General features: G+C 35.2%; 20 protein-coding genes. 13 read left to right on the top strand and 7 right to left on the bottom strand.

Translation table 11 applies throughout. The features are described from left to right. The first annotated feature begins 23 nt into the window (after positions 1–23). From M0R38_02080 to M0R38_02090, 3 genes are read left to right on the top strand one after another with little or no spacing between them, the layout of a single operon-like run. Positions 24–521: a DUF1573 domain-containing protein gene (locus tag M0R38_02080; GenBank protein ID MCK9480532.1), complete on the top strand. Its 498-nt coding sequence runs from the start codon at positions 24–26 to the stop codon at positions 519–521. 39 nt (positions 522–560) lie between these two features. Continuing rightward, positions 561–989, top strand: a complete 429-nt coding sequence (locus M0R38_02085) for a DUF1573 domain-containing protein (GenBank protein ID MCK9480533.1) — start codon at positions 561–563, stop codon at positions 987–989. Between the two features lie 16 nt (positions 990–1,005). Further along, positions 1,006–1,434 (top strand): DUF1573 domain-containing protein, encoded by a 429-nt coding sequence (locus tag M0R38_02090; protein MCK9480534.1) that lies wholly within the window; start codon positions 1,006–1,008, stop codon positions 1,432–1,434. Between the two features lie 13 nt (positions 1,435–1,447). On the opposite strand, the gene M0R38_02095 is transcribed toward M0R38_02090, so the two are convergent. Both M0R38_02095 and M0R38_02100 read right to left on the bottom strand, forming a co-directional pair. After that, entirely contained in the window at positions 1,448–2,299 is an 852-nt protein-coding gene (locus M0R38_02095; GenBank protein ID MCK9480535.1) for a pyridoxal-phosphate dependent enzyme, read from the bottom strand. A 13-nt stretch (positions 2,300–2,312) separates the two neighbouring features. Continuing rightward, positions 2,313–4,094 carry a M1 family metallopeptidase gene (locus M0R38_02100; GenBank protein ID MCK9480536.1) on the bottom strand — a complete coding sequence of 594 codons (1,782 nt, stop codon included), beginning with the start codon at positions 4,092–4,094 and terminating at the stop codon, positions 2,313–2,315. 214 nt (positions 4,095–4,308) lie between these two features. On the opposite strand from M0R38_02100, the gene M0R38_02105 reads away from it, so the two are divergent. Further along, a complete protein-coding gene (locus M0R38_02105) occupies positions 4,309–5,073 on the top strand; it encodes a hypothetical protein (GenBank protein MCK9480537.1) in 765 nt (254 codons plus the stop codon). Continuing rightward, the gene (locus M0R38_02110; protein MCK9480538.1) at positions 5,054–5,749 is read left to right on the top strand and encodes a hypothetical protein; all 696 of its coding nucleotides are present in this window, start codon (positions 5,054–5,056) and stop codon (positions 5,747–5,749) included. The genes M0R38_02105 and M0R38_02110 overlap by 20 nt, the downstream gene beginning before the upstream one ends. A 40-nt stretch (positions 5,750–5,789) precedes the next feature. Here the strand turns inward: M0R38_02110 and M0R38_02115 are convergent, their stop codons facing one another. From M0R38_02115 to M0R38_02125, 3 genes are all read right to left on the bottom strand, one after another. Further along, positions 5,790–7,688, bottom strand: a complete 1,899-nt coding sequence (locus M0R38_02115; GenBank protein MCK9480539.1) for a T9SS type A sorting domain-containing protein — start codon at positions 7,686–7,688, stop codon at positions 5,790–5,792. 148 nt (positions 7,689–7,836) lie between these two features. Then, positions 7,837–8,913, bottom strand: a complete 1,077-nt coding sequence (locus M0R38_02120; protein ID MCK9480540.1) for a glycosyltransferase family 4 protein — start codon at positions 8,911–8,913, stop codon at positions 7,837–7,839. A gap of 9 nt (positions 8,914–8,922) precedes the next feature. Beyond that, a complete protein-coding gene (locus tag M0R38_02125) occupies positions 8,923–9,759 on the bottom strand; it encodes a 2,3,4,5-tetrahydropyridine-2,6-dicarboxylate N-succinyltransferase (protein ID MCK9480541.1) in 837 nt (278 codons plus the stop codon). Between the two features lie 22 nt (positions 9,760–9,781). On the opposite strand from M0R38_02125, the gene M0R38_02130 reads away from it, so the two are divergent. Further along, positions 9,782–12,019, top strand: a complete 2,238-nt coding sequence (locus tag M0R38_02130; protein ID MCK9480542.1) for a S9 family peptidase — start codon at positions 9,782–9,784, stop codon at positions 12,017–12,019. A 33-nt stretch (positions 12,020–12,052) separates the two neighbouring features. Here M0R38_02130 and lhgO read toward each other — a convergent pair whose 3' ends face one another. Together lhgO and M0R38_02140 are read right to left on the bottom strand one after the other, a co-directional pair. After that, positions 12,053–13,261 (bottom strand): L-2-hydroxyglutarate oxidase, encoded by a 1,209-nt coding sequence (lhgO, locus tag M0R38_02135; GenBank protein ID MCK9480543.1) that lies wholly within the window; start codon positions 13,259–13,261, stop codon positions 12,053–12,055. Beyond that, positions 13,258–13,566, bottom strand: a complete 309-nt coding sequence (locus M0R38_02140; GenBank protein MCK9480544.1) for a LapA family protein — start codon at positions 13,564–13,566, stop codon at positions 13,258–13,260. Before M0R38_02140 ends, lhgO begins: the two co-directional genes overlap by 4 nt. 174 nt (positions 13,567–13,740) lie before the next feature. Here M0R38_02140 and M0R38_02145 point away from each other — a divergent pair, with 174 nt between their 5' ends. The 7 genes from M0R38_02145 to bshC all read left to right on the top strand — a co-directional run bounded on the left by M0R38_02145 (position 13,741) and on the right by bshC (position 20,202). Continuing rightward, a complete protein-coding gene (locus M0R38_02145) occupies positions 13,741–15,555 on the top strand; it encodes an ABC transporter ATP-binding protein/permease (protein ID MCK9480545.1) in 1,815 nt (604 codons plus the stop codon). A gap of 129 nt (positions 15,556–15,684) precedes the next feature. After that, a complete protein-coding gene (rpmB, locus tag M0R38_02150; protein ID MCK9480546.1) occupies positions 15,685–15,918 on the top strand; it encodes a 50S ribosomal protein L28 in 234 nt (77 codons plus the stop codon). 3 nt (positions 15,919–15,921) lie between these two features. Beyond that, a complete protein-coding gene (gene rpmG, locus M0R38_02155; protein MCK9480547.1) occupies positions 15,922–16,107 on the top strand; it encodes a 50S ribosomal protein L33 in 186 nt (61 codons plus the stop codon). A gap of 2 nt (positions 16,108–16,109) precedes the next feature. Continuing rightward, positions 16,110–16,262, top strand: a complete 153-nt coding sequence (locus tag M0R38_02160) for a DUF4295 domain-containing protein (protein ID MCK9480548.1) — start codon at positions 16,110–16,112, stop codon at positions 16,260–16,262. A 61-nt stretch (positions 16,263–16,323) separates the two neighbouring features. Beyond that, positions 16,324–17,316, top strand: coding sequence for a signal recognition particle-docking protein FtsY (gene ftsY / locus M0R38_02165; protein MCK9480549.1), 993 nt, complete (start codon positions 16,324–16,326; stop codon positions 17,314–17,316). After that, on the top strand, positions 17,297–18,607 hold the full coding sequence (gene rimO, locus M0R38_02170) for a 30S ribosomal protein S12 methylthiotransferase RimO (GenBank protein ID MCK9480550.1): 1,311 nt from the start codon (positions 17,297–17,299) through the stop codon (positions 18,605–18,607). The genes ftsY and rimO overlap by 20 nt, the downstream gene beginning before the upstream one ends. A 2-nt stretch (positions 18,608–18,609) precedes the next feature. Next, positions 18,610–20,202: a bacillithiol biosynthesis cysteine-adding enzyme BshC gene (gene bshC / locus M0R38_02175; protein MCK9480551.1), complete on the top strand. Its 1,593-nt coding sequence runs from the start codon at positions 18,610–18,612 to the stop codon at positions 20,200–20,202.

Raw genomic sequence — 20,202 nt, forward strand, 5'->3', positions numbered from 1 at the left:
AAAGAAATTCTAAAAACGTTAATATGAAAAAAATATTCTTATCCGCTTTCATTTTATCTGCATTTGTTTGGCAACTCAATGCCCAAACTATTGTTGATAAAGGCTACGAAGGAACCTATGCAGTAGCTAAGACTCTCAATGAGATGCCTTCGACTGTTGCAGTCTTTGGTCCTGAAATCACTTTTACTAAAACTAAGCATAATTTTGGAACTATCAAGCAAGGTGTACCGGTTAAGGTAAAATTTGTTTTTGAAAATACCGGCAATGCCAATCTTGTAATCAATAAAGCAACAGCAGGTTGCGGTTGTACCACTCCTGCCTATTCAAAAGAACCTATTGCGCCAGGCAAAAAGTCTGAAATTGAAGTTGGGTATGACGCTAAAGCTGTGGGCAGTTTTGTCAAAGATGTTACTGTGGAAACGAATGCAGGTACTGTAAAGTTAGTTATTACCGGTGTAGTAGAAGTGGAAGCCACCGACAACAACGGAGGAACTGAAATCAAAATACCAACTAAAAAATAATCTCAAACAATCTAAATTCAATTTTAATAAATAATCGTTATGAAAAAAATTATCCTATCTACAATTATGCTTTGCTTCACAGCAGTAGCTTCTTTTGCAACCGGTTACAACGAACCTCCAACTTCTGAAGATTCTGTTAAGTTTGAAACTCTGATTCATGATTTTGGTGATGTTCAGGCGAACTCGCAAGCCAGATATGAGTTCCATTTTACTAATAACTCTAACAGACCCCTTGAAATTAAAAGTGTAAGAGCAAGTTGTGGGTGTACCGCTCCTTCTTATTCAAAAGAACCTGTGGCTCCCGGTAAAGTAGGCTCTGTGGTTGCTGTTTATTCAGCACCATCTAAAGCTCAAAACTTTGTTAAAACAATTACGGTTGAGACTTCTCATGGTACGTTCAGACTTACAATTAAAGGTACTGTTATTGAAGTAGAACAACAACCGCAAACCCCTGTGAGGGTGAACTAATCAATCCGTTTCTTATATGGTTGATATGAATCTTTCAAAGAACCTTTGTAACATCTGTTCAAAGGTTCTTTTTATTTTTGTTTTAATCTGTAGCGTTAGCTCATCTGCAAGTGCCATTAATGGTGATACCTTACATTTTGACTTCCCAAGAGATACGTTAGACCTTGGTATTGTTAAAGAAGGGGAGATTGTACATTTTTCTTTTACCGTTAAAAATAACTATGAAACCATCGTGCATATCAATCAAGTCTATCCGACTTGCGGGTGTACAAAAACGGATGAAGCAATTGATGCATTCTATCTATATCCTGAAGAGAGCAAAGTGTTGAGTTTTAACTTTGATTCGAATGGCAGAGTGGGACTCAATTATAGATTAATCAGGGTGTTTACTGAGAAAGGTTTATTTGATGTCTATTTCAAAGTTTATGTAGAAAAGAAGGAGTAGGATAGGGTGATATTTATAATGACCATAGACCCGTAAGTCCTCCTGTGTGAACAAAAATTACCTTTGCGTTCTTTTTAAATGTTCCTTTCTTAACTAAATCCAAAAAACCTTTCCATGCTTTGGCTGTATAAACAGGGTCAAATAATACTCCCGTTGTACGAAACTCATCTTGAATAAAGTTAATTAACGTATTGTCAAATTTGCCAAACCCTTTGCCTGTGTAGTCAAACAAAAAATTAAGATTGGATGAAGCAAGTTTAGTTAGAGATTGATCTTTAACAGTTGCAAGAGCCCATACTGTTGAATGTGTGTTATTGTTTTTAAGGAGAGCATCGGCAATTCCTTTGGCAGAAGTTCCTGTACCGGCTGCAATTACGAAATGGTCTGCATTCATTTCAGATTCAATAATAAAATCTTCAAATCCTATTCTGCCGGGTAAGCCACCTCCACCTTCCGGTACATAAAGGAATCCTTGTTTATTCCCGAACATGCTGTTAAAACATTCGTCTTTTTTCCTGTATTGTTCACGATTTACATAATAAATTTCCATACCAAAGAGTTGGCAATGCTTTAAAACCATATTCATTGGCTGCTCTTCGCCTCTAACAATTCCGATATTCTTAAAACCAAAAATAGTAGCAGCAAATGCAGTGGCTATTAGGTGATTTGAGTATGCGCCTCCAAATGTAACCAACGTATGAGATTGCGTTCGTTGTGCTTCTGTTAGCCAACCTTTGAGTTTTCTTATTTTGTTTCCTGAAACAAACGGGTGTATGAGGTCGTCTCGCTTTATAAAAACATCAATTTGATGTTCTTCGAACAGTGCTTTTTCTATTTTCTGAAGTGGTGAAGGGAGATTAAACATGTTGTCAGAGAATCTATGAACCGAATTTAGAATCTAACATTTGTTTAATTGTGTTGTATGAAACAGCATGGTAACCTTTGGCAGCTTTTGCAAATGTTTGCTTAGCAAAATCATTCCACTTTGTGTTGGCTAACATTGCTTCATAAATAGGCTCGAGAAACTTTCTTCGACCGACCTTGGTTAAGAAATCTTCTATGAAAGGTTGAGCCTCAACAAAATCACTTTTTATACACAATATAAACCAATCACAGGCAATCTCTGCATTGTGAGATTGTGTAAACTGTCCGATTGAATCAATTATTTCTATATGATTACTGTAATAGTCGAAGGGCAGATTTCTAAAGAAATACAAAAAATGATGTGTTGTCCAATTGTTGAACATGTCAACATTAATAGGCGTGCCATCAATAAGGCGGTCTATCAGTGAATCTACAGAGTTCAAATATTTTGATTGAATATTAGGAAAGTTATCCGGTATGCCGGGTTCGAATACCCATTGATTTACTCCAATAGAATCTTTTATGTCCGGATAAGCATCCAAGAGGTTTTCATTGAGGTATTGAATAAATGTTGCGGTATTGATTGTTTTAAATGCGAAGGTGTGAAAATATTTTTTCAAAAAAGAGTCAAATACAGGTCGTCCTACATAATGCTCAATTGTTTGAAGAAAAAATCTGCCTTTATCATACGCAATGTCACTCATGCCCTCGTCAGGATCTCTGTTGGATAAATCAAGAAATAATTTAGTGTCATTGGGGTTGCTTTGTAACATTTCCTGCACTGTTTTTTTGAGTGCATCGGAGTCTAATTTACGTAGCATTTCTGCAAAATCAACTCCATACAAGTGTTCCATGATTCTAGATTCGAAGTAAACAGTAAAACCTTCATTTAACCAAAAGTCTTCCCATGTTCTATTTGTAACAAGGTTGCCACTCCAAGAATGTGCGAGCTCATGAGCAATTAGAGATACTAAACTCTTGTCTCCTGTAATAATAGTAGGGGTTGCAAAAGTTAATCGAGGATTCTCCATTCCTCCGAACGGAAAGCTTGAAGGTAAGACCAATATATCATATCTGCCCCAATAGTATTTGCCATATAAGTCTTCAGCGGTTTTTATCATTTTTTCCAAATCTTCAAACTCGGTAACGCATTGTTTAATCATGTCCGGTGTGGCATACACTCCACATTCTTTTCCTAATGGAGCAAATATCAAATCTCCAATGCTTAGTGCCATTAGATAAGAGGGAATTGGTTGTTGCATCTCAAAGTGATATACCGAATCATTTGATTTTTGTTGAGGATTAGTAGCACTCATAAGAGGCAGTAAATCATGCGGACACGTAATAGTTGCATTGTACGTAAATCGAATTTCCGGCAAATCCATACACGGAATCCAAGTTCTGGCTAAAATTGCTTCACTTTGTGTATAAAGAAAGGGTTTGCCTTTGGTTTGTTCAGCACTAAGCCATTGTATTGCTTCCGATTCAGGCTTTGTTCTATAGAAAATCTTAACAATTTTGCTATCTTTTTGAATGGGTATAACTAATGCGGAACCAAATATTTCGATATCTTTTTCTTTCGAAAAGTCTATTATTTCGCCATCTACTTCGGTTGTGATAATTTCAAGATTCTTGGTGTCAAATTGAATTCGATGAACGTTGTTGACTGGTTTTATTTCCCACTCTGCAAAGCCTTCTAACACTTTGGACTGAAAGTTTGCCTTTAGGTTTAAATTGAGATGTATTGGTGTGACTTCGTGAGGATTAGCAAAGCTGTGGTTTTGGAGTTTTATCATTGTCTGGTATTCTTTTTGATTAGGAGATAGACATGAGTTTGCTATGAGTACTATTGCTAAAAAAAGGAACAAATTGGATTTCATTATCAAGGAAATATAAATTTAGAATATGCGTTGTATTACACGGACAAAATTAAAGGGGAAAAGTCAAAAACGAAGCGATTCTTTTTTAATTAAATTTGCGCACCATATAAAAAAACAGCTGACACAAAGAATGATAAAATATAGTAATTGGGTGAGACCTAAGTTTTGGTCTGTTTTAGTTTTTTGTTTGATGTTTTCTTTCTCTAATGCTTATGCCCAGTGGGGAGATGAATACTCAGACTCATCAGAAACCGACTCATCAGACGAAGCCTCATGGGATACAAGCGGATATTACAGTGATTATCCCGTTGATGAAAGCAATGGCGATCAAGGTACACCACCAAAACCACTTAAAAAATATGAGCGTATTGATATTATACCTGTAGATACGCTTACAAAGTTGATTACTTACACAGCCATTCACGATGTTGAAAGTTCATGTGAATATTGTACAGCTGATTCTCTGTATTTTAGGATTAAGAAATATTTGTTAAACAAATATGGAGATGGAAAGAAATTACCCAAGGGTTGGGTGATTGAAGATATAACCAATCAAAGAATTATTATGAAAGTGAGGTTGCCATTGATAACCCATCCTAATTCTCATAGTAATGTTCAAGATGGTGAATATGAATTCAAATTTCAGTTTTGGATCAGAGATTATGCTTATAAATACAAGTTCACTCATATAGTCCATTACGATCCGGTCTTGAATGGGAAGCCCGGTAATTTTACACCCGTATATCTGGAATATTATTTAAAAAATAAATCCAATGTTAAATACACGGATTTAATCCTCAAAGCAATAGATACTGATATGAAAAAACTTATTGAGGAATTCATTATTGTGATGAAGGATCCTGTAACAGTAGATATTGATGAGGAAGATTTCTGATTTAATATTATCAGTCTTTCGTTATATTCCTCAATACTTTTTCCTGTATTTACTTCTTTTTATCCCCATTGTTGTGAGTGGTGGGAATGGTTTTGTTGATTCAATTCCCTTTTATGTGAAAAATAACAAAGGTACCTTGGTAGGTGGTTTTCATAATCGGAATAGTTTTTTAGGGACTGTTCCAGTCAAAGTATATGGTGCACGAGTTGGTTTAGATTATGGACGTAGGGTTGGTGTTTTTATTGGATATTATACAACTTATAATGTTGCAGACAGATATAGTTATAAGGAAGTAAAGCCCTCGGTTTTTGATACCATTGTTCGATATACAAATCTTTCCTATCTTAGTGTAGGTGGTAATTATGTTTTTCATACCTATAAGCGTTTTTCATTTGACTTACCTATAATGGTTGGTTTTGGAGCCGGATTTAGGCATACAAACATTAATCATGTACCTCAAGGCAAAGAACTCATTTTTGTATTACCCATAGAAGCAGGGTTGGGAGTGTCCTACTCTCTGGTTGATTGGTTGGAAATAGATAGTAATATTGGTTTGCGAATCACACCGCTAAACGCCAATGAATTTACCAGTTCCTATTATTCTTTTGGTTTGAATATCAGATTTGGCTATATTTATCGAAAGCTCAAAAAGCAGATTCTACAGCGAAAGAATTAAAAATCATTTTATATGTGATTACAAGTTTGATTAAAGACTTTTATTCTTTAATTACCTTGTAATTTAGCACTGAATGATTGCTAATAATTTTGATACAGTACACACCGCGTTGAAATGCGCTCATGTCTATCATTAACTTTGAATCTGATTGTTTTATAATATTCGGTTCAAATGAGCGCCCATTAAAATCTGTAATAGCAATAGAAATGTTGGTAGTTTGATTTGGTGCATTGATATATAAATTGTTCTCAACAGAAGTAGGGTAAAGGATGAAGTCATTTTGAGCAACTCTGTTGTCCAATATTCTCATACCTAATTCGGTTGTTGTTCCGTCAATATCTGTTTGAGTTAATTTGTAATATGTAACACCGTTAATTGTATGATTGTCAATAAACTCATACAAATTTTCTTGGTGGCTATTTCCTGTACCTGGTATAAAGGCAAGACTCACCCAATGTATTCCGTCTATGGATTTTGATAATGTAAAATAATCATTATTGACTTCTTCAACAGTAACCCATTGTATTGTACATGATGTTGAGCTTATTTTTTTGATGTCATAGCGTAACAGTTCGATCGGCAGCGGTGTTAATTTGCTATTTAAAGAGCCAAGAGTGAAGTAGCTGTTGTTACTCAAAGCAGTAACACCGGAAAATTTATATTTCCTGCCACCCATATTCGTTGCACCGGTAATAGTAGTTGCATTTGAGAAATCCCCATCATTATCTACTAATAAAACCAAATCGCTTGCATTAATAGGTCCGGGGTGGCTGCTTAAATCCCATGTAATATCAATTGCACCTACATCTACTCCTGTCCCACTGTTATTGACCTCGTTTATCCTCCACGTTCTCCCCATGCGAGTTTTCACAGTTGAAGGCATATCATAAATATCTGAAACTAATATATCTCCATTGTTGTGACCCCAAATAAAGAACTCGTTATCGTTTAGATCTTGGGCATTATTAATTCTAATGATACTACTACCTTCTGCATCTGTGTGTAAATCAGTCGAAGAAATTCTGCCTATACCCGCAACTTCAAAAGAAAATCCACCATTAGCAACATTGTCTTGTACATAAAGTTTGTTTGAAGATAAAGGTAAATTGTATTTTGCAGAAAGGTAGTTGTCAATAATAATGCGTTGTGTATTATTTAGCTCAATATTAAAAACAATCACTTCCGCAATATTTCCATCCCAAGATTCGGCAGCTTGCATGCCTATATTGATACTTGACCAAGATTGCAGCGTACCATCAAATGAAGAGTTGTTGTTTGAAGCACTGCTGTTCACGTATTGGTCAATTCGATTACTTCTGTATATGTTGTTTGCAATAAAGAATGTTTTGCTTGCAATCGTTGTCCCTTTTGGAATGTCTTGTTGTACACCATTTGATTGTACTCCGCGCCCCCAAATATTAGAGGTGCTACTGTTTACCCACATTCCGATGGATTTATCTCCAGGTGCAGCAGGGTTTAAAACTGTGGATGGGCGTCCTTGTATGATTCCTGGGTTAGGAGTGGGAAGACTATTGTATGAAGCAACAGTCCAAACAGATGCTCTATTATTTGTTGTAACACCTACTGATTCCAAAAAATCGTTATTCGAACCTGTAAAAGTTATTATTGGTAAGCCATTTAATTGGTTGGAATAATAATTAGGTCTGTTAGATGCAGTAGTTTGAATGGCGTTCTTTCCATTGCCGGAAGCGTCTTGCCATTGATATACATTGTCCGAATTAGATGCATTGGTAATTCCATTGTCATTATAAACCCCTTTGTCAGCTCTAAGCCAAAGTACATTGTTGGAAGAACTTCCTACACCACCCGGTCCTGTTTGAGCATTGAGATTAGAAAATGATAATGAAGTTGTAGTTAACAAAAAAAATGTAAATTGTGATATTTTTTTTGTTTTTGTGGTTAAAAACCTGTTTTTCATTTTGCAATGAATTGAAATAAATGGGCGGCAAAGGTAAACTCTTTTTGATTGATATTTACAAATTATTTTTTATATTTTATTTTCAGTATAATAATACCTCGTTGTATTACATTGAAAAACAGATGATTAATGAAATGTAACCGCTTGATTACAGCAACTCTAAATATGTGTGCTGAAGTTGCTTACTTGTAAAAATTGGTGAGAATTTTTCAGGGAGCCCAATTGGTTTGGTCGAGATAAATTGTTGAGCAGAAAAATTGGATAAGATATTTTCAAGCGAATTATTATCTATAAGAGAAAAATATTGTGCTAAGTTACCCGCAATTTCTCTAAATACAGGAATATCATTTAAAATAAGTGGTTTGCCAAGTTGCATCGCCTCTAATAAAGGAATGCCAAATCCTTCATAAGAAGATGGATATATAAATGCATCAGCATGAGCGAGCCAATGATATTTATCGATTTCAGTAAGATTCGTTATTACCTTGACATCTGCATGTAGTTTGTATTTTGTAATAAAATTTTTCACCTCAACTAATGTTTCACCTTCTTGTCCGGCTAATACCAACATTCGATTGCTCTTGTTTTTGATGTTTGCATAGGCTTGAAGAAGTGTCAAATGATTTTTGCGCTGTTGAAAACTGCTTAAATAGAAAAAATAAGGTTCTTCAATCGGTGGTGTTTGATTGATATGGATTGGCACCTCTGTTCCTGATTGATATATGACTTTAATTCTATCATCTGATACTTTCATTAGTTCTTTCAAATCGTTAGCAGTCTGGTTACTCGTTGCAATGATCATGTCGCAATGATGACAAGCGTGTTTGAGTTTTTGAGTATAGAAGTAACGATCGATTGCTTTATATGTTTGGGGTATTTTTAACCAAATCAAATCATGGATGGTACATACATATTTTGTTGTTGGATTGAGTTTCAATGGGATTTCATTGCTTAACCCATGAAATATATCGAGATGTTGTTTGGCAATACTTTTATTGATGCCGTATGAACGCCAATAGGAATGGAATGGAGTTTTAGGTGTAATTACCTTAAAGTTATTTGTAATGGTATAAAAGCGGTCAGTTTTAGAAGGTGTATATAATAGGTATTCGTTTTCCGGAAACTCTTTTGCCAAATTTCTAACTAAACTCCTTCCATATACACCCAATCCGGTTGTATTATTATAAATACGTTTAGCATCAAATCCTATTTTGAGTGCTTTCATAGAAAGGTATTAAACAACCACATCATTTTCTCTAAGCGCATTGTTAAGAGAGGTTTTTTTGTCTGTACTTTCTTTTCTGCTTCCAATTATCAAAGCACATGGTACATGAAACTTGCCTCCGGTAAAATCTTTTTCGAAAGACCCCGGTATAACAACTGAACGCGGAGGAACATAGCCTCTATACTCGATAGGGGTAGGGTGTGTGACATCTATTATTTTCGTTGATTGAGTAATAGTAACACCGGCACCGATCACTGCTTCTTCACCAACTCTTACCCCTTCAACAATAATACATCTAGACCCAATAAAAGCATTATCTTCAATGATAACAGGTGCTGCTTGAACTGGTTCCAATACCCCTCCAATACCAACACCCCCACTCAAATGTACATTTTTGCCGATTTGAGCACAAGAACCAACTGTAGCCCATGTATCAACCATAGTACCGCTGTCAACGTATGCACCAATGTTTACGTAGGAAGGCATCATAATAACTCCTGGTGCAACATAGCTCCCATATCTGGCAACGCCATGTGGAACAACACGCACTCCCAATTTTTCAAAATCTTTCTTCAATGGTATTTTGTCATAAAATTCCATAAATCCTGCATGAAGAGTTTCCATTTTTTTGATTGGAAAATAAAGGATTACTGCTTTTTTTACCCATTCATTAACCTGCCATTCAGTTTGCCCTACTAATGATTTGCTGGATTTTGGTTCAGCAACCCTAAGTTTCCCTGTGTCCAACATTGCAATAATTTCTTCAATCGTTTCAACTGTTTTTGAGGCTTTTAATAAGTTGCGATTTTCCCATGCACGTTCTATAATTTCAATGTACTTCTCCATGTTTGAATATTATGCTGCAAAAATGCAATCATTTGATAGCTTTACAAAATTAATTCACTTGAACCCTTTGTTGATTCGTTCATTTATGAGCAAATTTGCACGACTCAATATTATTAGTGTAATGAAGAAAATTTTTCTATTATTTGGATTACTTCCTTTGTTTCATTTGACTTTTGGTCAGGAATATGGAATGTTAACCCTTGAAGATGCTGTTTTGAATACAAAATTGTATCCCAAAGGATTGCTTAATTTGTCTTTTTTGCCATCCGGAGAATTTTTTGCTTACTCAAGAAGTGAAACAAAGAAGTTATATTTAGAGAAGATTGATAAAATTCAAATTGATTCTTCATTAACGCTTGACCGGCTTAATAGTGCATTGGAATCTGTAAAAGAAAGTAAACTGTCAGCTTTTCCTCGTATTACTTGGATAAGCGACAATACAATTGAATTTATTTCAGGCAATAAAATAGTAAGATATAATCGGACTGATAATATAGCGAATGTTGTAAATGAGATTCCAAAAGATGCTGAAAATCCGGAATGGAATAGCGACAAGACTTTGTTAGCTTTTACCAAGGAATATAATTTATATGTAAAAAAGGAAGGAAGAGTCGAAAAATTGACAGAGGATGGACATTATGGAGTTGTTTATGGGACTGCCGTACATCGCAATGAGTTTGGAATTAATAAGGGTTTATTCTGGAGCAACAACGGCAAAAAGCTTGCATTCTATCGTATGGATGAAAGTGCAGTTACTGATTATTATACGTATCAGAATGAAGATAAACCCGCAACGATGCAAAAATTCAAATATCCATTCGCGGGAACTACCAGCCATACTGTGAAGGTGGGCATTTATGATACTGAAACAGGTATAATCAAGTATTTAAACATTGAAGGTCCTTATGATCAATATCTGACAAACATTACATGGTCGCCTGATGATAGGTTCGTTTATGTCGCAAAAGTTTCACGTAATCAAAAGAATATGTGGCTTGAGCGTTATTGGGCAGATGATGGGAATTTAGATATCATTGTGTTATCAGAGTTTAATGCTAAGTATGTTGAACCGCAGAATGGACCCAAGTTTTTGCCTTGGAATAGTGAACAATTTATCTGGCAAAGTCAAAAGGATGGATTTAACCATATTTACCTTTATTCAACTAATGGCAAGATAATAAGACAATTGACCAAAGGAGAGTGGGTAGTAACAAATGTTTTAGGTTTGAGTGAAGAAACTCAGCATGTGTTTGTAGAAGGCACAAAAGATGGAGCAATTGAAAGACATGTGTATGCTATTGCTTTGTCAAATGGAAAACTTAGAAAAATTACAACTGAGCAAGGCACCCACAATGTGCAAGTAAACAAAACCGGTTCTTTTTTCTTAGATTCATATTCCTCACTTGTTATACCAAATAAAGTGGATTTGCTCAGTGAAACAGGGGCGTTCTTACGCAATATTCATACAGCTCCAAATCCGCTGAAAGATTATGTGTTGGGAGAAACCAGTATTTTTCCATTGCAAAACGGTAATACAACACTCTATGCACGCATGATAAAACCGGTGAATTTTGATGAAAAGAAAAATTACCCGGTGATTGTGTATGTTTATGGTGGACCACATGTACAATTGGTTCGTAATACATGGTTAGGGGCAAGTAATTTGTGGATGCAGTTTTTAGCTCAACAAGGGTTTATTGTCTTTACAATTGATAACCGAGGTTCTGCAAATAGAGGCTTTGAATTTGAAAGTGCTGTTTATGGACATTTGGGAACCAAAGAAATTGAAGACCAAATGATAGGCATAGAATATCTAAAGAAACTACCTTATGTAGATGCAAGTCGTATTGGTGTACATGGGTGGAGTTTTGGAGGATTTATGACAACCTCTCTAATGACAAGAACACCAGGAGTCTTTAAAGTGGGTGTAGCCGGAGGTCCTGTAATAGATTGGCGCATGTATGAGATTATGTACACCGAGCGTTATATGGGCAACCCGGCTGATAATGCTACCGGATATGATAGCGCAAATCTATTGAATTATGCAGATAAGTTAGAAGGAAGGCTGCTTATGATTCATGGCTGTGATGATGATGTTGTGCTTTGGCAGCATAGTCTGCTGTATGTACAAAAGTGTATTAAGAATAATAATACTTTGCTGGATTATTATGTTTATCCGGGACATAAACATAATGTATATGGGAAAGACCGGTTACATCTAATGACAAAGATTACAGAGTATCTGTTTGAGAATCTTTAGCGAAATTCAAACCGTTCAACATAATCTTTACCTTTATAGATTTTCTATTTTTGAAATTAGTCTGTTGGCAATCGTGTTGCCAATAGATAGGCTTGAAGTTGCAGCGGGAGACGGTGCGTTCAATATGTGAATCATTTGCTGAGTTTCCTCAATTAAGAAATCATCAATTAAAGAGCCGTCTTTTAAACATGCTTGTGCACGTACACCTGCACCCCCCTCGCAAAGATCTGATTCTTGTACTTCCGGAATAAGTTTTTGAAGTGCTTTTGTAAAAGCAGCTTTTGAATAAGAACGATATATTTCACCTAAACCAGTTCTCCAATATTTCATGGCAACTTTCCTGAACCCTTTCCAAGAAATGCTCTCCCATAACTCAGACGCATTAAAATCTGTTTTGTGATATCCTTCTCGTCTATATGCCAACACTGCATTTGGACCTGCCTCCACTCCACCATCAATATGTCGGGTGAAATGAACACCTAAAAACGGAAATGAAGGGTCGGGGACAGGGTAAATAAGGTGTTTAACCAAATGCTTTCTTTCTTCTTTTATTTTATAGTACTCTCCCCTGAATGGAATAATCTTCATATTGGGTTCTTGAGGGTTATCCATTTGGAATATCTTGTCACTGAAGAGTCCGGCACAATTAATCCCAAAATGACAAGGATAGCTGCCTTGGTTAGTTTCAATGGTAAGTTGATTATTGTGTTTGTGAATCCCTTTAACTTTTTGGTTGAATAATATCTCTCCACCCCTTGCTACAATTAACTCTGCTAATTTTGCTGAAACTTTTTTATAGTCAATGATGCCTGTTTGTTTTACTCTTATTGCTTTAATGCCTGCAACATGTGGTTCAACATGTTTTAATTCGTCTTTTTCAAGGAGGATTAAATTTTCTAAACCGTTCTCATTACCACGTTCAAGTAGTTTTTCCAAGCCGAGAACTTCAGTTTCTGAAGTTGCTACAATTAATTTTCCGCAAATATCATATTCAATTCCATGTTCGTCACAGAACTCAAGTAGCATATCATATCCCCAACGACAATTATTTGCTTTTAAACTTCCAGGTTTATAATAAATTCCTGAATGAATAACTCCCGAATTATGCCCTGTTTGATGCCGGGCAATACCATTCTCTTTTTCAAGAATACAGATTTGTAAATTAGGGTTTTTATTTTGTAACTGATAAGCAGTGGCGAGACCTACAATGCCTCCACCTATTACAACCACCTTATTGCTCATTTGCTTTCTGTTGTGTTTGATGTTACTTGTTTCTCTAATCGTGTAATTTCTTGTTCAAGTCTTAGAATTTTACTGTCAGAACTATCTGCTTTTCTATACTTAGGATATAAGAGTACCAACATCAGTAAAACTCCTATTACAAAGGCTAAAAAGAGTAAAACAAATAGAGGGAGAGAAAAACTCCAAAAGTAAATTTTGACTTCTTGAGAAGTGCTGTTTTGAAGTGCTAAAGTAACAATCAACCCTATTAAAATCAGGGTGGAAATTAGTCTAAATAGACTCTTGTCAGATTTTTGATTCGGCATGGCGATGCAATAGTTTGTTGTGCAAAGGACGTAATTATCTCAATATCTTGAACACTTTTCGCAAAAGTTCAGGTATTGAGTTGATAGTATTTTAAATTCATTGCCCTGACTGAGCCTCTGAGAAGAATTTGTAAAGATTAATGCCGAACCCCTCCTATATTTGCGCCTCAATTCATGAAGAATTTTATTCAAATACTTCGCTATGCAAAAGGACAGGGAAAAGAGATGTTTCTTAATATACTTTTTAACCTGATTTTTATTCTCAGCAGTGCATTTTCTCTAACGCTTGCGATGCCTTTGTTGAAATTTCTGTTTTTATCTGAGAAACCTGAAGTTACAGAAAACACTGGCGGATTAGACTTTAATTCAGTATATCAACATGCAATGGCTTCTTTCTATGAATTAGTCTCAGAAGATAAAAGGTACGCATTACTGCTGATTTGTTTGTTTCTGATTGTGTCCATTCTTATTAAGAATACCGCACGTTATTTGGCTTTAGTTAATCTGAAAATATTGATTTTTAAGAGTATTGAAAAACTGAAGAATAAAATATTTGATAAAATACTCTCCCTGCCAATGAGTTACTTTAATCATGAAAAAAAGGGGGATATTATTTCAAGAATGAGTAATGATACCAAAGAGCTGGAATGGTCTATGTCATCCTCTTTAGAGTCAATTTTCAAAGAACCGGTTACCATAATAATTTTCTTGAACATATTAATATATATGAGTCCATTGTTGACCTTATATGTCTTGATGCTATTGCCCATAACGGCATTAATAGTCTCTTTTTTAGGTAAAAAGCTTAAAGCAAGATCTAAGCAAACTCAAGAAAAACAAGGGCTATTGCTTTCGTTTCTTGAAGAAATCTTGGGTGGAATGAAAGTAGTTAAAACCTTCAATGCGGAGAGTTTTATGAGAAAGAAGTTCGGACTTGTAAATAAGGAAACAACCAAGTTGAGTATTAGCGTTAACAAGCGCGTTGATTCAGCATCTCCCATATCTGAAATATTTGGAATAAGTATCGCTGCTGTTTTGCTATGGTTGGGTGGAAATATGGTCTTTCAAAACCGGATTGAACCCGAAGTGTTTATTGGATATTTAATAGTCTTTAGCCAATTGATTCCACCATTCAAACAATTCTCATCTGCGTTTTATAATGTTCAAAAGGGAATAGCAAGTGCAAATAGGTTAGAAGAGATTTTGGCTACAGATATTAAAATATATGAGCACCCTAATGCCAAGAATATCAGCAGTTTTTCTAATAAAATTGAGTTTAGAAATGTGAGCTTTAGTTATGGTCACCATCATGTTTTGAAGAATATCAATTTGGAGATACAAAAGGGAACTAAAGTAGCATTGGTCGGGCAATCAGGTTCGGGTAAAACAACACTGACTGAATTAGTCCCAAGGCTGTACGATGTCACTGATGGGGAGATTTTGATTGATGGTAATAATATCAAAGATGTTTCTATTTTCTCCTTGCGTAAACTTATTGGCTCAGTTAATCAAGAATCAATTTTGTTCAATGATAGTATTCTAAATAATTTAAAAATTGGAAATCAAGAAGCCTCCGAAGAACAACTGTATGAGGCGCTACGTATGGCAAATGCATTAGATTTTGTGAAACAGAAAGAAGCAGGATTGGATGAAATTATTGGAGAAAGAGGCAGTAAATTAAGCGGAGGGCAAAAACAGCGTATTAGTATTGCTCGCGCAATATTAAAGAATCCCGAAATTCTCATTCTTGATGAAGCTACGTCTGCGTTGGATTCAGAATCAGAAAGGTTTGTTCAAGAAGCGTTAGACACCCTTTCAAGTGGTCGAACGACATTGGTAATAGCACATAGATTATCGACTATTTTGGATGCCGATGTAATTGTTGTGATGTCTGAAGGGCAGATTGTTGAACAAGGAACCCATCAAGAATTGATAGAGAAGCAGGGTGTGTATAAAAAACTATATCAAATACAGTTTCAAGATGCTTGACAATATGCGGACTACTAGGCTCTGTAGTTGGGTTTTATTGGATTGCAAATAAATCAAAATTTTAATTTGAAATACTTTTAGAATTAAAAAAGTATGCATACATTTGCACCCCATTTAGAAAACAAGGCTATGTCAAGAGTATGTGATTTAACCGGAAAGAAAGCAATGAAGGGGAACAATGTTTCTCACTCCAATAGAAAAACTAAGAGAAGATTTTATCCAAATCTTCAAGAAAAGCGTTTCTTTATACCGGAAACTGGCGAGTGGATAACACTTAAAGTGTCAACTTCAGCTATTCGTACTATCAATAAAATTGGTATTACAGAAGCATTAAATAGAGTAATTAACAACGGAAAAATCTAACAAATGGCTAAGAATAAAGGAAATAGAGTTCAAGTTATTTTAGAATGTACTGAGCAAAAGAATACGAATGTTGCCGGTATCTCTAGATATATTACTACAAAGAACAAGAAGAATACTACCGAGAGGATTGAATTAAAGAAGTACAATCCTTATTTAAAGAAAGTTACAGTACACAAAGAAATTAAATAATCATGGCAAAGAAAGCGATTTCAAAACTACAAGGCGTTGAGAAAAAAGGATATGTGAAAGTTATCAGAGCTGTAAAATCTGACAAAACAGGAGCTTATATTTTTAAAGCTGAAGTATTGCCGGAAGATTTGGCTAAAGACTATTTTAAATCCTAGATTATCGTAATAACAACTTCATATAAGCTCTCTGAACAGAGGGCTTTTTTCGTTTAATAATATGGCATTTTTTGATTTTTTTAAGAAGAAACAAGATGAGCGCGATGATAAAACCGCACTTAATCAAGGACTTGAGATGACTCGTACTTCCTTTTTGAGTAAGATTGGGAGGTTGGTTGCAGGTAAATCAGAAGTTGATGACGATTTTTTAGATGATTTAGAGGAAGCATTAATTACATCGGATGTTGGTCTCAAAACCACTCTCAAAATTATTGACAGACTCAAATTCAGAGCAGAAAAGGAAAAGTACATCAATAAGGATGAATTAAAAACTTTCTTAAAACAAGAAATTACTTTATTGCTTACTGAGAATAAATCCAAAAGTTCTCTTCAGGATGATTTTGCAGTGGGAAATGTATCCGAGAATTCTCCTTTTGTTTTGATGGTTGTTGGAGTGAATGGAGTGGGTAAAACAACCACAATAGGGAAATTGGCAAGTCATTATAAACAAGCCGGAGCCAAAGTGCTGTTAGCTGCCGGTGATACCTTTCGCGCGGGTGCGGTTGATCAACTTAAAATTTGGAGTGAAAGAGCAGGAGTTGATTTTTATTCGCACGGAATGAATACTGAGCCTGCAGCTGTTGCTTATGAAGCTGTTAAAAAAGGTAAAGAAAACGCGTATGATATTATTATCTTGGACACCGCTGGACGGTTGCACAACAAGGTAAACTTGATGAATGAACTAACTAAAATTAAGAAAGTGATGGGTAAAATTATTCCTGAGGCTCCTCACGAAGTTATGTTAGTGTTAGATGCTTCTACCGGTCAAAATGCTTTTGAGCAAGCAGAGAAATTTACTCAAGCAACAGAGGTTACATCAATAGCCCTTACAAAGCTCGATGGTACAGCCAAAGGAGGAGTTGTTATTGGAATAAGTGATAGTTTTGGTGTGCCGGTAAAATATATTGGTGTAGGTGAAAAAATGGAGGATTTAAGAATATTTGATCCGGCAATGTTTATTGAATCTTTGTTTTATGAGAGTTCGCTCAGCTAAAAAGAATAAAATTAATATTGTAACATTAGGTTGCAGCAAGAATCTTGTGGATTCTGAAGTCATGTTCAGTCAGTTAAAAAATAATAACATGGATGTGGCTCACGAATCTGTAAAGGATGATGCTAATATTGTTATTATAAATACTTGTGGATTTATTGATTTAGCTAAGGATGAATCTATTCAAACAATTCTAAATTATGCTCAAGCAAAATCAAACGGGAAAATTGATAAGATTTTTGTTACAGGATGTCTTTCTGAAAGATATAAGGCTGATTTAAGCAAAGAGATTCCTGAGGTAGATGCCTGGTTTGGCACAAGAGAGCTGCCAAAATTGCTTCAAACGCTTGGGGCTGATTATAAACATGAATTAGTAGGTGAACGTCTTACTACGACACCTTTCCATTATGCATATCTCAAAATTTCTGAAGGGTGTAATAGACCTTGTTCTTTTTGTGCAATACCCTTAATGAGAGGTGGGCATGTTTCAAAACCTATTGAGTTTATTGTTACGGAAGCTGAAAACTTGGTGAAAAACGGTCTCAAGGAATTGATATTGATTGCACAAGATTCGACCTATTATGGACTTGATTTGTATGGTGAACGTAAATTAGCAGACTTGCTCGATGCACTTGTACAAGTCAAGGGCATTGAGTGGTTGCGCTTACACTATGTGTTTCCATCACAGTTTCCAATGAATGTGTTGGATGTCATTGCAAAACACGACAATATTTGTAAGTATATAGATATTCCCATTCAACATATTGCAGACCCTGTATTAAAAGCAATGCGTAGAGGTATAACCAAACAAAGAACGGCTGAACTGCTATATTCAATAAGAGAAAAATTGCCGGAAGCTATTATTAGGACCACGCTCATTGTTGGACATCCCGGTGAAACTGAAAAAGAATTTAAAGAGTTGTGTGATTTTATTTCCCAGTTTAAGTTCGATCGTTTGGGCGTTTTCACTTATTCTCATGAAGAAGGTACTCATTCTTATACTTTAGAAGATAATTTGCCACAAGAGGAGAAAGATAGACGCGCTGAAATCATCATGTCTATTCAAAGTAAAATATCTGAAGAAAAAAACTTACAGAAAATAGGCAAAACGCTAAAAGTGCTAATAGATAGAAAAGAGGGAGAATGGTTTGTAGGAAGGACAGAAGGTGATTCTCCTGATGTTGATAATGAGGTGTTATTTGATGCAAATCTGTATTTTCTGCGACAAGGTGATTTTGTTCAAGCTGAAATTTTATCAGCTTCAGAATTTGATTTGATTGCTAAGCCTTTATAATTATGAGTATTGCTGTCTCACATAAAGATATTGATATCTTATCTGACTTTGTAAAATCCTTTATTTTTAATGAGTCAGATACTGATTTTTTGCCAATAAAAAATGATTTTAGCCATCTTGCACAACACATAGAACATAGAGAGGACTTTTCTCAACACCAAAGGAATGTATTGGTGGATGTGTTGGAGCAACAATATTGCTTCCTATCCAATGACGACAAACAAAAAAGTTTGGTTTGGCACAACATCCAGTTATTGCGAAACAGCTCCACCTATACATTAACAACCGGTCAGCAAATCCATATTTTTTTAGGACCTATGTATGTCCCACATAAAATATTGAGTGCAGTTGCCAACTGTAAAAAACTCAAAGAACAACATCCCAATATGGATTTTGTCCCAATATTTTGGATGGCAACCGAGGATCATGATTTTGAAGAAATAAGGTCTGTTAAGTTATGGAATAAAAATTTTGTTTGGGATGAAGCATCAGGAGGTGCAATAGGGAATCTGAGCTGCCAACATATAATTCCAATTATTGAAGAGATTAAAACTAGTTTTAATTTAGGTGAATTTGAGAGAAGTTGTCTCAATGTATTTGAACAATTTTATTCTGAATCGGCAACGCTGGCAGAAGCTACAACAAAGATTGTGAATTATTTCTTTGGTCAATATGGAGTGATTGCCTTAGATGCTAATAATAAACGCCTTAAAGAGTTTTTTAAGCCATTTATTGTTAAAGAAATTAAGGAGAGCTTTGCTTATCAAGCTGTTAAGACTTTTTCAGAAAAAATCAAACTGCATGGCTTTGATACCCAAATAGGAGCAAGAGATACTTCATTATTTTTATTTGACAATAATAAGAGAGAGCGTATCGATAGGATTGAGAATGATAAATTCAAGTTGGTTCCAAGTGGTAAGATTTATTCTCAAAATGATCTTTTAGAATTAGCAGAAACAAATCCTCAACTCTTTAGCCCTAACGTTGCATTACGTCCGTTATATGAAGAAGTCATTCTGCCAAATATAGCATACTTTGGTGGTGCAGGTGAATTGGCATATTGGTTTCAATTAGTTGATGTTTTTGCCAAAGCTGACATTCCTTTTCCTATTCTGATGTTAAGAAAGATGGCTGTTTACTTTAATAGTAAATCAATGAGTGCATGGAATGAGTTAGGTTTTACAGAAGAAGATTTGCTTCAATCTGTCCAAAAATTTACAAGTATATTAAATGAAAAGATAACCGGACAGTCTCAGTATGCAGAATTAGAAGCAGATTTAGATGTACTCATTCAAAGGTCATGTGATGTTTCCTTTGCTATAGACCCACAAAGTGTGAAATCATTGAAGGCACTTGCTAAAATGTGGAAAAAGGATTTGAAATCACATTTTGATTCATTATCTCAAAAAATTATTGAAAGGAATAATCAAAAAATTTCAAAAGCATGGAAGTTGAAAAATATGATTTTCCCTGAAAATGATTTACAGGAACGTAACTTAAGTTTTTTGGAGTTTCTATTTAAGTTTGGAAAACAACATGTTGATTTGTTTGACTGGTGTAGTGATAATCAGTATATTCAAGTAGTGGAATTTTAA

Source organism: Bacteroidia bacterium (genome assembly GCA_023228875.1).
Taxonomy (GTDB): domain Bacteria; phylum Bacteroidota; class Bacteroidia; order NS11-12g; family UBA955; genus JALOAG01.